The sequence below is a fragment of the Chryseobacterium lathyri genome, assembly GCF_003290185.1.
GTDB classification, from domain to species: domain Bacteria; phylum Bacteroidota; class Bacteroidia; order Flavobacteriales; family Weeksellaceae; genus Chryseobacterium; species Chryseobacterium lathyri.
The window spans coordinates 218,942-232,284 of sequence record NZ_QNFY01000007.1 but is presented as its reverse complement, the minus strand read 5'-3'; the positions used below and the strand labels follow the sequence as shown (position 1 = coordinate 232,284).

Annotated in this window: 13 protein-coding genes; 10 read left to right on the top strand and 3 right to left on the bottom strand. The window is 37.0% G+C overall.

Annotation, left to right across the window (positions count from 1 at the left end):
- Positions 1-32 precede the first annotated feature (32 nt).
- From DRF61_RS22795 to DRF61_RS11985, 8 genes are all read left to right on the top strand, one after another.
- Positions 33-209, top strand: coding sequence for a hypothetical protein (locus DRF61_RS22795; protein WP_167409422.1), 177 nt, complete (start codon positions 33-35; stop codon positions 207-209).
- A 16-nt stretch (positions 210-225) separates the two neighbouring features.
- Positions 226-378, top strand: a complete 153-nt coding sequence (locus DRF61_RS22645) for a hypothetical protein (RefSeq protein ID WP_157963381.1) — start codon at positions 226-228, stop codon at positions 376-378.
- 208 nt (positions 379-586) lie between these two features.
- Entirely contained in the window at positions 587-1,126 is a 540-nt protein-coding gene (locus tag DRF61_RS12010) for a hypothetical protein (protein ID WP_111957297.1), read from the top strand.
- 35 nt (positions 1,127-1,161) lie between these two features.
- A complete protein-coding gene (locus tag DRF61_RS12005) occupies positions 1,162-1,821 on the top strand; it encodes a hypothetical protein (RefSeq protein WP_111957295.1) in 660 nt (219 codons plus the stop codon).
- Positions 1,822-1,904: 83 nt separating this feature from the next.
- Entirely contained in the window at positions 1,905-2,576 is a 672-nt protein-coding gene (locus DRF61_RS12000) for a sensor histidine kinase (protein ID WP_223558295.1), read from the top strand.
- Positions 2,573-3,214 carry a response regulator transcription factor gene (locus tag DRF61_RS11995; RefSeq protein ID WP_111957291.1) on the top strand — a complete coding sequence of 214 codons (642 nt, stop codon included), beginning with the start codon at positions 2,573-2,575 and terminating at the stop codon, positions 3,212-3,214. Before DRF61_RS12000 ends, DRF61_RS11995 begins: the two co-directional genes overlap by 4 nt.
- A gap of 256 nt (positions 3,215-3,470) precedes the next feature.
- Positions 3,471-4,487, top strand: a complete 1,017-nt coding sequence (locus DRF61_RS11990) for a zinc metalloprotease (protein WP_111957289.1) — start codon at positions 3,471-3,473, stop codon at positions 4,485-4,487.
- Positions 4,488-4,908: 421 nt separating this feature from the next.
- A complete protein-coding gene (locus DRF61_RS11985) occupies positions 4,909-5,898 on the top strand; it encodes a zinc metalloprotease (RefSeq protein ID WP_111957287.1) in 990 nt (329 codons plus the stop codon).
- Positions 5,899-5,950: 52 nt separating this feature from the next.
- Here the strand turns inward: DRF61_RS11985 and DRF61_RS11980 are convergent, their stop codons facing one another.
- Together DRF61_RS11980 and DRF61_RS11975 are read right to left on the bottom strand one after the other, a co-directional pair.
- Positions 5,951-7,816 carry a M1 family metallopeptidase gene (locus DRF61_RS11980; RefSeq protein WP_111957285.1) on the bottom strand — a complete coding sequence of 622 codons (1,866 nt, stop codon included), beginning with the start codon at positions 7,814-7,816 and terminating at the stop codon, positions 5,951-5,953.
- A 181-nt stretch (positions 7,817-7,997) separates the two neighbouring features.
- Complete coding sequence (locus tag DRF61_RS11975) at positions 7,998-10,370, bottom strand: outer membrane beta-barrel family protein (protein WP_111957283.1); 2,373 nt, start codon at positions 10,368-10,370, stop codon at positions 7,998-8,000.
- 139 nt (positions 10,371-10,509) lie between these two features.
- Between DRF61_RS11975 and DRF61_RS11970 the strand changes: the two genes are divergently transcribed.
- A complete protein-coding gene (locus DRF61_RS11970) occupies positions 10,510-11,826 on the top strand; it encodes a sensor histidine kinase (protein ID WP_111957281.1) in 1,317 nt (438 codons plus the stop codon).
- Positions 11,816-12,499: a response regulator transcription factor gene (locus tag DRF61_RS11965; protein ID WP_111957279.1), complete on the top strand. Its 684-nt coding sequence runs from the start codon at positions 11,816-11,818 to the stop codon at positions 12,497-12,499. The genes DRF61_RS11970 and DRF61_RS11965 overlap by 11 nt, the downstream gene beginning before the upstream one ends.
- Before the next feature lie 7 nt (positions 12,500-12,506).
- Here DRF61_RS11965 and DRF61_RS11960 read toward each other — a convergent pair whose 3' ends face one another.
- On the bottom strand, positions 12,507-13,334 hold the full coding sequence (locus tag DRF61_RS11960) for an endonuclease/exonuclease/phosphatase family protein (protein ID WP_111957277.1): 828 nt from the start codon (positions 13,332-13,334) through the stop codon (positions 12,507-12,509).
- Between the last annotated feature and the right edge of the window lie 9 nt (positions 13,335-13,343).

Sequence of the window (13,343 nt, the reverse complement as noted above, 5' to 3'; positions counted from 1 at the left end):
TCAAAAAAATTACTAACCAAAACAAAATCAGCATGAAAAAATTAAAAAGAAGTTCATTAAGAACTATTTTAGGAGGAAAAATTGACTGCAGTTGCAATATATTAATTTACCCTGACGGCTCTACCAGCGGAACGTGTGCTACAGAACATTGTTCACAGATCAACATCAATTGTGGACAGGCTGAATGCAGACCTGGTCTTATTGACTAGCCACTAAAATAATGGTATGAAAAAGCTAAAAAGAAATGATTTAAAAAGAATCAGTGGTGGTGTATCGTCTGCAATTACAGAATGCGACATCGATATGAACTGCCCTGCAGGACTGTGCTGTTCAACAGGATATATCTGCAGGGACCCCAAAAAATATCCTTGTATTTAACTATAAGCCGGAGTAAAATCTCCGGCTTTTTTATTTATTACAGCCGTTATAAGATAGGAGTCCAAAAGTCAGTTGGACTATATTATTTTACAGCCCATATGCAATCCGTAAAAACACGGAAAATAAACAGGAAAAAACACATCCGTTTACCTTGAAATTTTTACGAGATTTGCACTACTAACTAACATTCTTTTATAAAACTAACGTTATGAAAACAAAATCTACTTATGAGGCCGGAGCAAACGAGTCTGCCTCAAGCACAAATACCATTGCTTCAGAGCTTGTTCAACAGTTAATAGGCAACTACAGAAACAATCAGATGCAGGCTGTTAATAAAGAATTGGGGATTACGGATTCTCATGCCATATGGTTTGATCTTCCTAAACTGAAAAAATTTATAGCATGTGTTGAGAATGAAGCGGCAAAAGTAAATCCTGAGGTTACTGAAGAAGATTTAGGCATCAGGTTCTATTATGCTGCCTATCCAAAAGCCGAAGACTGGGCCATTATGGAAAGTCATCCTGTAGAAAAAGAATATGCAGAAAGACATACTTTAGTAATGATCCCGACCCTGAAAAAAGCGGATGAAACAGGGGAAATGCTTAACTATGATTTCTGTCCGTTTAATTCAGAATCAGTTTTAGCTATGGCTTCAAAAACCGGACAGCCGGCTGGTCTTGAAACCCTTGCTGAAAATCACGGAGCATTATCACCTCCAGACAATCCTAAAGCTGAAATGTTTCCTTAACACAATCACTAATTTATTTTTACTATACAATTGACATGACTGATTTTCAGAAGATACTTCAGGAATCCATGATCTGGACAGAAGGACTTGCAGCCGTTATATCGGTTATTTACTATAATCGTAATAATAAGGAAAAGTACTGGAAGTATTTTTCCATTTATCTAATTATTATTTTCCTGTCTGAAATCATCGGAAAATGGGGAGGCCTGATCATAGAATATAATAAACAGAATTTTTTCAATTATTTTGTAATTCCCCTTGAATTTCTTTTTTTTTACTGGCTTTATGCTGCAAAATCACTGGGCAGGCCAAAGCTGTTCTACACCATGTCCCTGCTGTATCTTTTGTCATTTGTATCAAGTGAATTCTTCTTCACCACGAAAAAGATCATTTTATCCTTTAACTATACAGTCGGATGCCTGCTCTTAATGGTATTGGTGATCATGGAATATTACAAACAAATCAATTCTTCTGAAATCCTGAACTTCAACAGAAACAAGATGTTTTATATCAATCTTGGAGTGACATTATTTTATATAGGAACACTTCCATTCTGGACATTCTTTAATCTTATTAAGGAATACAAAGAGCTGCATTATATCTATTTTTCTTATTTTCTTATGTCAGGAATTATAATGTATCTATTATTTTCAATTTCATTCATATGGGGAAAACAGAGCTCATCATCGTATTAATTTTGTTTAATATATTCTTTGTACTGTTTGTATCCGCAGTAATAGTTTACATAAGGAAATATCAGCAGCGTAAAAAAGAGTATTTGAATAAAATTGAAGTGAAAAACGAAATCCACAAACGGGAACTCCTGGCTACACAGCTTGAGATCCAGCAGGCCACCATGCAGCAGATAGGACGTGAACTTCATGACAATATCGGCCAAAAACTAACACTTGTGAGCCTGTATACCCAACAGTTGCTTTACGAAAACAGGGTTCCTGAAGTAAACGAGAGAATCGATCAGGTTTCTCAAATTATAAATCAGTCGCTACAAGACCTCCGAAGCCTTTCAAAAACTCTGACAGATGATAATATAAACCAGAAGGAAATCGTAACTTTGATCCAGGAAGAGGTAGATAATACCAACAGTTTCAAAAGATGCCATGTGAGTTTTGAACACAACTTTAAGCAGCTTGATCTTGGATTTGTCCACAAAAATGTGCTTCTCCGGATCATACAGGAATTTATTCAGAACAGCATCAAGCATGCAAACTGTAAAAATATTTTTATCAACCTGAATACTTCCGAGGAAGTACTCTGGGAGCTCAACCTCAGGGATGACGGTATTGGATTCGACAGCACCGAGATAAAATCCAACGGCATTGGCCTGACCAATATGAAAAACAGGGCAGCCATTATAGGTGCGGATTTCAGTCTTGAAAGTCAGAAGAATACCGGAACTACACTCAATATTATTTTAAAAAAACAGCCATGAAAAAAACAATAGTAATTGTTGATGACCATGTATTAATTGCCAAAGCTCTGGAAGGAATTATTGATAATTTTAATGAATTTGAAGTAATCTATGTGTGTGAGAATGGTAAAGATCTGATCCAGAAATTTGAAGACAACGGTGCAATCCCGGACATCATCCTTCTAGATATCAGTATGCCAATTATGGACGGCTTTGAAACCGCTGCCTGGCTCACACAGAATCATCCGGAGATTAAAGTAATGGCACTGAGCATGCAGGGCGATGACAACAGTGTCATTAAAATGATCAAAAACGGTGCAAAAGGATACTTATTAAAAAATACCCACCCTAAAGATCTGGAAACGGCATTAACAAGATTAAATTCTGACGGCTTTTTCTATCCGGAATGGGCTTCAAAAATTATATTTTCCAATCTGAACAAAGATAAGGAAGCAGAAAATACCGTAAGAATTTCGGACCGCGAAAGAGAATTCCTGAAATATACTGTCACCGAACTAAGCTATAAAGAAATTGCAGACAGAATGTGTTGCAGTCCGAGAACTGTAGAAAGCTACCGCGACCAGCTATGCGACAAATTGGACCTGAAAACACGGGTCGGCCTTGCAGTTTTTGCTATTAAAAATGGTTTTGCAGGTTAAACTGATAAAAGAAAAAGTTAAAAATATAAATCAGTTAAAATAATTAAAGTAAATATTTTTAATTAAAACAATTTTAAGTGAAAAATATTTAAATTGAAATTGTAAAATTAATTAAAATTCAATTAAAAAAGCTGAAAACAAAATAATACTCAACAACTTCCGCTTTTTAATAGCAATTATTCAAATATGTTTGAATATTTTTGTGTATTAATTTTTTATAATATAAATTTGGAGAGCAAACCATTTACAATATATTATGAAAAAACTATTCTTCGGGGCTCTCGTTCTGGGCTTCATGTCAGCTTGTACAAGTGATAATATATCCAATCAGGAGGATATATCTCAGGATCCGGGAAATCCTTCAAGCACTATGGCTTCAAAAAGAGCCTGTCCTTCAGATATCATAAGGGAAAAGGCGCTCAAAAGCGATCCGGCATTAAGAGCCAGATTTGAAGCTAATGAGTTACAGTCTGAAAAGTTTTCAAGAGACATTATGATGGGCAAAGTGCTTGCAGATGGAACAGTGGAAATTCCGGTTGTTTTCAATGTGATCTATAACACTTCTACCCAAAATATTTCTGACGCAAGAATTGCAGAACAAATCGCAGTATTAAATGCAGACTATGGTGCTACCAATTCTGATGTTGCTAACATACCATCTGCATTTCAGCCAGCAGCAGCGGGTGATGTAAAGATCCGTTTTAAACTGGTGACAACCAACCGTAAGCAATATACAAAAACAGGCTGGAGATCCGATCTGGAAGAAATGAAAAAATCAACTACCGGAGGTATTAATGCAACTGATCCTACTAAAAACCTGAATATCTGGGTGGTTAATTCTATCCTTGATGAGAATAGCCAGCCCGGGACATTGGGATACGCTTATTATCCTGAATCTGCCGGTTTATGGTATGACGGACTTGTCATAGGCTATCAGTACATCGGGAAAACAGGTGCTTCCGCTCCATTCAATTTAGGTAGAACAGTTACGCATGAAGTAGGCCACTATTTAAACCTGCCTCACCTTTGGGGATCATCCAACACAGGCTGTCAGACAGATTATTCTAATGACACTCCTACTTCTCCGGGACCTAACTACGGAACACCATCTTATCCTTTAAACAGAGTTTGCGGAGGAGTAAGCCGGTCCCAAATGTTTATGAACTATATGGATTATGTAGATGATAAAGCTATGTTCATGTTCTCTGCCAACCAAAAAACAAGAATGCAGGCCGTAGTAGCTGCAGCCGGTCCAAGAGCTGGATTAAGATAACAAGATCCAAATTAACTTAAATATAAGAGCCTGAAGTTTTCCTTCAGGCTTTTTATTTAATGATTAAGTATTTTTAAACTATGAGTTATCAGGACATATGAGTAAAATGCTGAATAAAGTATTTCTAATAAGAGAATTTGAACTTAAAACCCATTTGCTGTAATTCATATTAATAATAAACAAAATAACCTATTTCAAATTCAAAAAAATTAAAATTTTGCTATAAATTTTAAAAAAATTAAATTATTTTTCCGTCAATCATCAAATTAACATAAAATCAACACAAGTCCAAATTAGTAATAATAAACACAACGAATTGAGTAAAATATTATTACATCAATAATAAAAATTGAAAAAGTGTTGCATAATAATTTTTAATAATATAAATTCACACTCTGAAACTATACAAAATAACAACTTTATGAAAAAACTATTATTGGGAGCCGTTGTATTAGGCTTTATGTCAGCTTGTAACAGCGACAATATGACAAACCAAAACGAAAACCCTGCAAAGGAAGATGCCTCTTCAGCTAGTATGTTTAAGAGAGGTTGCGCATCTGAAGAAGTAAGACAGGAAGCATTAAAAAACAACGCGGAACTCAGACAAAGATTCGTTAAACTGGAAGCAAATACCGAAAAATTTGCCAATGATTTAAAAATGGGAAAAGTTCTGGCAGACGGAACCATAGAAATCCCTGTTATTGTTAATGTATTGTATAGAACTTCTGCAGAAAATATTTCTGATGCCCAGATTCAATCCCAAATCAATACATTAAATGCAGATTACTCTGCTACTAATAGTGATATTAATAAAATTCCGGCAGAATTCGCTTCTACTGCAGCAGGTAATATCGGTGTTAAATTCCGATTGGTAACGGTTAACAGAAAATCCACAACTGTAAGAAGCTGGAGAACAAATGATGCGATGAAAAAAACATCAACTAAAGGAATAGACGCTACCGATCCTACACATTATTTTAATATATGGGTAGTTAGTGATATGGGAGGAATACTTGGCTATGCAACGTTTCCGGAATCTGCAGGACTTTGGAATGACGGGGTAGTAATTGCAGCTAAATATTTCGGAAATACATCGTCTGCACCTTATGACTTAGGAAGAACTGCTACTCATGAAGTAGGACATTATTTGAATCTTAGACACATTTGGGGAGACGCTAATTGTGGAAATGATTTGGTAACAGATACTCCTACACAAACAGGTGCTAATTATGGAAAACCTACTTATCCATTATACAACACTTGTACTGGAGTTCAAAGATCTGTAATGTTTATGAATTATATGGATTATGTGGATGACGCAGCAATGTTCATGTTCTCTTCCGGACAAAAAACCAGAATGCAATCTGTAGTAGCTTCTACAGGAGCAAGAGCTGGACTAAGACTTTATTAAAATTTAAATTGATTTCAATAAAAAGCCTGAATTTTCTGTTCAGGCTTTTCTTTTATAATGATATCGTATTATTATCAGGGGTATAATCCATAAAAATATCTCCATCCAGCGTCACCGATTTTACTTTCTTTTTAATAGGGATCGCAAGGGCTGCATGTATCTGGTTTTTTTCCCATAAGGAAGGTGAAAAATGAAGCTTTTCCACCGATCCGTCTTCATAATTTAAGACAGCATCAAAAGGAATTGCAAAGCCTCCAACATTATCTACGTTGACTGTAAGAAGATCGTTAAGCTGTATAATGTCGGTTATTTTCAGATCAATATAATTATTGGTATAGAACCAGTTTTGGAAGAACCAGTTCAGGTTTTTCCCGGAACCTGCGTTCATTGAATTAAAATAATCCCAAGGTACCGGGTGTTTTCCATTCCAGTTGTTCATATAATGCAGAAACGCTTTTTTAAACAGTTCATCTCCTAAATAATCTTTCAATGCAAGATAAGACAGGGATGCTTTTACATAGGAATTGTTTCCGTATCCGGCTCCGCTTACCTGTGTACTCATGGTAATAACCGGCTGGTCCTGTTCTGCAGAAGGATCGTTGATCCATTTTTTGACACGGAAATTTTTATAGAATTCTTTTGCCGCGGCTTCACCGTTTTCATCAATTCCGATCAGGTATTCAAGGGTAGTTGCCCAACCTTCATCCATAAAAGCATACCGGGTTTCATTGATTCCCATATAAAAAGGGAAATAGGTATGGGCAATCTCGTGATCTGCGGTAAGCCTTGCATCGCGAAGATCATCAGGAATACTTGTATCATTAATCATCATTGGGTATTCCATATCCGCATATCCCTGAATCGCAGTCATAACATTATAAGGATATTCCACGCCCGGCCATTTTTTTGAGAACCAATCCAGATTATAACGCATCCAGTCTACATATTGCTCAAAGTCTTTTGCTCCGGCTTTATATCCTGCCTGGACACTTGCTCTTTTTGTTTTTAACTGAACGCTTGCTGCATCCCAAACATAATGACTGCTTAATGCAAAGCAAAAATCCGTAATATGATTGGCTTTGAATTTCCAGACATTCCATTTGTTCTGCCTGGTTACTTTTCCGGATTTCATTTCCTCCTCAGAAGCAATATGGATCACTTTGTCGCTTTTAAGAGAAGTTTTATATCTTTTTAAATATTCCTGCTGAAGTACTGCTTCAGGATTCAGAAAATCACCGGTAGCCCATACTACAAAATTCTTTGGTGCTAAAATGGTAAAACTGTAATCATTAAAATCATTATAAAACTCCTGTCTGTCTGAATGGGGAAGCATATCCCAGCCATTGTAATCATCATAAACGGAAATCCTCGGGAAAGAATAGGCTACATAAAAAGTTTCAGGATCTATCTGCCCTTCTCTTCCGCTTTGTATGGAAAGCGGATATTCCCATTCTATTTTCACTTCAGCTTTAGCTCCGGCCTTGAGTGCTTTATTCAGCTTTACTTTTTCTACGGTTCCCCAATCATCGCTGTTTACCATATATTTCTCACCATTGATGATCATAGATTTAATATGAAGACCTGAAGACAGGAAATCTTTGGACACAGAACCAGATCTCGGCGACTGTGGCTTATGAAGGTTATTTACAAATCTGATTGCCAGTTCATGAAGTACATCAGGGCTGTTATTGCTGTATGTGATCGTTTCTTTTCCGGAAACTGTTTTGCTTCCCGCATCCACTTTTACCTCAACATTATAAATCCCTTTATTCTGCCAATAGTTTTTGCCCGGAGCACCAGAAATATCACGGGTTCCTTTTTCATAGGCTTTCTTAATATTTCTTGGCATATACAGCTCCTGGGCAGCGATCTGCTGCATCGAAACAGTAGCTACCAGAGCATAAAGAAATTGTTTCATATCTCTAATTTTAAAAAATAAATATCAAAATTAGCGAAAATGTCACACAGAAAAGGAATTTCTTCTATAATAATGTTTTTATGGATACCAGTTCTTTATTTTTTATAAAGGCTGATGCCGAGGGACGAAAGGTATTGAACATGTTATATAATTTCTGTAATCAATAAGTAACAGCAATCTTCTATAATCTATCCTCTTCATCTGTTTTCTTAATAGTTCTTGCATTCTTCACGGACTGGTTTCCAAAATTGAATTTAAGAGAGAGTGTGAATCCCTGAGTATCTCCGTAATCCAGAAAATAATTGTCCTGATTGGCATATTTTGTACTTACCTTCTGCCCCATGCTCCTGAAAATATCATTGAAAATAAATGAGGCTTCCAGTTTTTTATCAAAGAATTTACGGTTCATTGCAAGATAAGCAGACCATGCGCTGGAGATCGTAAAAGTTCCTTGTATCCCAGGTGAATAATACTTGTGCCCAATCTCCATTTTCCAGTCATTACTTTTATCTAAAGTAATTGCTGTTGAAACATTGGACACCCAGTTCCAGACCTTATTTTTATACAGAAGTCCATCAAGTCCTTTGAAATAATTTTCGTTGTGCTCCAGGTTTTCAGAAACGATCAATGTCCACCACGGTTTGATCTGAAAGCTCTTGTACATGCTGGCTCCAAAAGCCTGACCTTTTTCAATATTGGTAAAATAATAGATCAGATTATTCGTACTGGGTTCCTGGAATGAAATTTCCATAGACGGATAGATCTCTTTTCTATAGTATAAATCCAGATTCCAACCTTTCCAGGAATACGTCAGATTGAGGTTATGAATAATGGTAGCTTTCAGTTGCGGGTCTCCCTGGTAATAGGAGAATAAATTATAATATGACTTCGCAGGATTTAGCCAGGAATAAGAAGGCCTGATGATTCTTTTCCCGTAGGAAAACCCGAATTCATGCTTACTTTCCGTGGAATACTGAACATAAAAAGTCGGAAAAAGACTCCAGTACTTATTTTTGTTGCGTTCATAAGGTTCGGATACTACCCCTTCCAGATCCGTCATTTCAGCGCGAAGACCACCTTTAAAATTCCATTTTCCAAGATTGTAAGCCAATGACGAATAGGCCGCAAAATTATGTTCCTTGTAATCAAACAGGCTGCTTTTCTCCGGACGCAATTGAAGAGAGCCGTTTTCGTTGTCGGAAAAATCCAGTCCGCTCATTGTTTTCACAAAACTGTACTTCAGTCCGGACTCTATCTCAAGCTTTTTATCTTTCCACTGATAATCAGCCTGTGTGGAATACAGCTGGACATCTGTTTTATTTTGGGTGAAAAAATTATCATCCTTTGGTGCTTCCCCTGCAAAATTCAGGTGAGTCAGTACATTTTGATATTTATCCACGTTGTTTCCGGTAAAATAACTGATCCATGAAAGGCTGCTCTTCTTATTAAGTTTTCTGTCAACCTGAAAGCTTAATGAATTATTGATCGTCCGGGACTGATGATCATTAACCGTTGTATAATCAGACTCTGCAATATCCTGACTGTTGTAGATGAATGTAGGAACGACGTAAGTTCCAAAAGACTTCGGACTAAAGTATCCTGAATAATTCAGACTCATATTTGTCAGGCTGTCAATTTCATATTCAGCATTGAAGTTGAGGGTATTCTGCGCTCTGTTCTTGTCCTTTCTGTTCATCGTACTCACCCATCTCTTCTGGCTTTCCTGGTAATTCACATAATCTGTTCCCTCACGATAGTACGTTCCAAAACCTCTGTAATAACTTCCCATCAATGAAAGCTTGTCTTTCTTATAATATTGGGAGACCCCTACAACTCCTTTTGCATATTGGGTCTGAACATATTTGGAGGAAACAATTCCGCGGTAGCCTTCGATCTTATTTTTTTTCATCACAATATTCAGGACTGCGCTGCCGGATGCTTCATATTTTGCTGGTGGATTGGTGATGACTTCTACCGATTTTATTTCGTCTCCCTGTGTGTTTTCAAGAAAATTTTTGAGCTCATCACCAGTCAGCATTACCTTTTTATCATTAATGGTTACCAAAATTCCCGTTCCTCCTTTGATGGCGATCACATCATTGTTTATTGTAACACTCGGCGTTTTCTTTAAAATCTCCCAGGCATTAAGAGAAGAAATATTGCTGTTTTCTACATTGAATTCCAGTCTGTCTACTTTTCTGGTGACCATCGGTTTCTGTTTGGTCATAACGACAGCTTCTATTTCCCGGGTTTCTTTCTTAAGAAAGATCTTTAAAAGTCCATTATCCTTTTGTAAACTTATTATCTTTTCAAAAGGAGTATAATCTGTTTTTTTGACTGTTATTTTCACCGAATCAACGGCTATGCCTTCTAAATGGAATTGCCCGTCTGTATCTGTTTTCAGTGTTTTGATCAGCTCATTTTTTAAATTATAAATTCCGATATCCGCAGAGGCTGGCTTTCCATTCTCAGTGTCCGTCACTGAACCTTTGATAATCTGCACCTGTGCGGACAAGAGCATTGGAAAAAACAGGAAAAGAAAAATTTTATACATAATTGATTCTGAAAAGCATGGATGTTACTCTGCTTGACGGCTCAAAATTCAGTATTTACAAAGAGAATTTCGGTTAATGGAAGGTTAATGATGGGTTAATGCCAGCAAAAGGAAAGACTAAAGTTTTATCTTTGTTTTCATGATCACCAAAAGCAAATACCTCATCCCCCTTTTTGCAGCTCTATTCCTCTTCCTGCTGGGAATACAGGTATACTTTATGTACAAGACCTATCAGGTAAAAGAGCGTGAAATTTACAGAACAGTTCATGAAAAAATATCGAGTTACACCGATAAGCTGGAAGATTTGGGTGGTATCAAAAACAAAACAGATGATAGCATCCAGAAAATTCTGATTAATTATCATGACAAAAAAGTCAGTAAAAAAGATTTTCTGGAATATTTTAGAAGGAATAGGAAAGAAAATGAGGCACGTTTAAATGACTATGTGGACAACAGCTTTAAGAAAGAAGGCTACAAAATTGCTACAAAAATTGAATATACCTCTATTGTGTATCTTCCGGACGGTTCACACCTTATCGACCGTCCACTGGTTCTTTATGAAACCACCAATAAAGTGGTCAATCCGAGAATCTCCAATACAGGGACATGGGAAACTACTTCAACCTTCTCTGCTAAAGACGGTAAACCCGGCAGAAATGATTCTTTTTTGGTCAAAAGCAACACGGGATTTGAGATCTTAAACATCAAAACGATCATATTTAAAGAACTTGCTTTACTTACGATCTGCTGTGCAGCCATTCTTCTAAGTGTTCTTTTGCTTTATATCTTTACCGTAAAAAATTTAGCCCGCCAGCAGAAACAGGTCGAAGTTCTCCACACAGTTGTGGATAATATTTCGCACGAATTCAAAACTCCGATTGCCACTTTAAAGATCGCGTCGAAAGCTTTGAAAAAGGAATGGAATCCTGAAACCCTGCCACTCATCGACCGCCAGATCAGCCGCCTTGAAAACCTGATGTTCCAGCTTCATAAAGATGAGACCTCTGAAGAGGTTTTCTCCATAAAACCTGAAGATTGGAACTTTTTTGTGCAAGATCTCGCTTTCACTTATCCTGAGACAAATTTTGAATTGACCAACCAGGTTTCGGAAGAACTTCTCTTTGATAAAAATTTCATGGAAACCATTATCAAAAACCTGTGTGAAAACAGTGTAAAATATGGAGCTTCTCAGGTAAAAGTAAACCTCAGCAAAAGTTCTCAAGATCTTAAAATAGAAGTGAGTGACAACGGTTGTGGTATAGAGAAAAATGAGCTGATTCATATTTTTGAAAAGTTTTACAGAATCCAGTCAAATAATATCCATAATACTAAAGGCTTGGGGCTAGGACTTTATTTTGTAAAAAATATCATTGCAAAATATCATGGTCACATAGATGTTTCCAGCCGCCTTAAAGCCGGAACCACCTTTAAAATATCTATTCCGTATGAAAACTAAGATCCTTTTAGCCGAAGACGATCCGGATTTTGGGATGATCCTGAAGCAGTACCTGGAACTGGAAGATTTTGAAGTGGCGTGGTTTCAGAACCCGGAAGACATTGTCAGCCTTTTATGTACAGATTTCCCTTTTCACATTGGTATTCTGGACATCATGATGCCTTCCATCGACGGTTTTTCCTTAGCGAAAATGATCCTTAAGAAGAAAAACACTTTTCCCTTACTTTTCCTGACCGCCAAGAACCAGAAAATAGACCGCCTGATGGGACTAAAGATTGGTGCAGATGATTATATTGCCAAACCATGCGATCCGGAAGAGCTGGTTTTAAGGATCAAAAATATCCTTAAAAGAACGCAGCCGGCCGTTTCACCACAAATAAAGATCGGAAACTATTTTTTAGATACTGAAAAACTTCTGCTTTCCCATCCTGAGGGAAACGTTCGCCTTACGATCCGGGAACGTGAACTTCTTCTGTATCTTCTGAAATACAATGGCACGATGATCAAAAGGGATGACATTCTGGATAATCTCTGGGAAACCAATGACTATTTTACCGGAAGAAGCCTTGATGTTTTCATCAGCCGCCTGAGAAAATATTTCATGAATGATCCTCAAATAAAAATCCAATCCCTGAGAGGAATTGGATTTGAAGTTGATTTTCCGGTAAACTGATCAGGAATTAATAAGAAAGTTCCGCCAAGACCGGAAAGTGATCCGATGGATACAGCAGATTTTCTCTTCTGTCATTAATATGTCTTTGGGATTTTATTTTGAATCCTTTTACGAAAATATAATCGATTCTGTCTTTAGGGATTTCATTTACATTGAAAGCGGTAAAGGTTCCTTTCGGCCCGTAAGGTTTTGTTTCCGAATGATAAAAGCTGTCGTTCAAATTCTGGGAAAGGATTTTTATCGGCTCCGAATCCTCTGTTAAGTTAAAATCACCGCTTAAGGTTACGGGAAGATTTTTAGGATTCATCTCTTTGATCTTCTTCAAAATAAGTTCGGAAGATTTCACTCTTGCCACATTTCCGATATGATCAAAGTGTAGATTCATGGCCAGGAATTCTTTCTTGGATTTTTTATCTCTAAAAAAAGCATAGGTACAGATTCTATTAAGAGCTGCATCCCATCCTCTGGAAGGTATTTCCGGTGTTTCCGAAAGCCAGAATGTCCCGGAATTTATCACCTGAAGCCTATTCGTATCATAAAAAATAGCTGAGAACTCCCCTTTTTCCTTTCCGTCATCTCTTCCTACTCCAACATAATCGTAATTCTTAAGGCCGGCTTTAATATCTTTCATCTGCTCGGGAAGTGCTTCCTGAACGCCGAAATAATCGGGATGATAATAATTTAACAGATCTACAACATCCTGTTTTCTTTCTGTCCATGCATTTTCCTTATCTGATGTAACCTGCAGCCTGATATTGAAACTCATCACTTTAAGATTCTGCGAAAATCCCAGTACAAAGAACAACAGGGATACGATTGAAAATCTGAAATTCATAATCTTATT

Excerpts from the sequence above, each read along its gene's own strand:
- DRF61_RS22645 (WP_157963381.1), top strand. The coding sequence starts at position 226 with ATGAAAAAGCTAAAAAGAAATGATTTAAAAAGAATCAGTGGTGGTGTA.
- DRF61_RS12005 (WP_111957295.1), top strand. The coding sequence starts at position 1,162 with ATGACTGATTTTCAGAAGATACTTCAGGAATCCATGATCTGGACAGAA.
- DRF61_RS11965 (WP_111957279.1), top strand. The coding sequence starts at position 11,816 with ATGAAAACTAAGATCCTTTTAGCCGAAGACGATCCGGATTTTGGGATG.
- DRF61_RS11975 (WP_111957283.1), bottom strand. The coding sequence starts at position 10,370 with ATGTATAAAATTTTTCTTTTCCTGTTTTTTCCAATGCTCTTGTCCGCA.
- DRF61_RS11960 (WP_111957277.1), bottom strand. The coding sequence starts at position 13,334 with ATGAATTTCAGATTTTCAATCGTATCCCTGTTGTTCTTTGTACTGGGA.
- DRF61_RS11970 (WP_111957281.1), top strand. The coding sequence starts at position 10,510 with ATGATCACCAAAAGCAAATACCTCATCCCCCTTTTTGCAGCTCTATTC.
- DRF61_RS22795 (WP_167409422.1), top strand. The coding sequence starts at position 33 with ATGAAAAAATTAAAAAGAAGTTCATTAAGAACTATTTTAGGAGGAAAA.
- DRF61_RS12010 (WP_111957297.1), top strand. The coding sequence starts at position 587 with ATGAAAACAAAATCTACTTATGAGGCCGGAGCAAACGAGTCTGCCTCA.
- DRF61_RS11995 (WP_111957291.1), top strand. The coding sequence starts at position 2,573 with ATGAAAAAAACAATAGTAATTGTTGATGACCATGTATTAATTGCCAAA.
- DRF61_RS11985 (WP_111957287.1), top strand. The coding sequence starts at position 4,909 with ATGAAAAAACTATTATTGGGAGCCGTTGTATTAGGCTTTATGTCAGCT.
- DRF61_RS11990 (WP_111957289.1), top strand. The coding sequence starts at position 3,471 with ATGAAAAAACTATTCTTCGGGGCTCTCGTTCTGGGCTTCATGTCAGCT.
- DRF61_RS11980 (WP_111957285.1), bottom strand. The coding sequence starts at position 7,816 with ATGAAACAATTTCTTTATGCTCTGGTAGCTACTGTTTCGATGCAGCAG.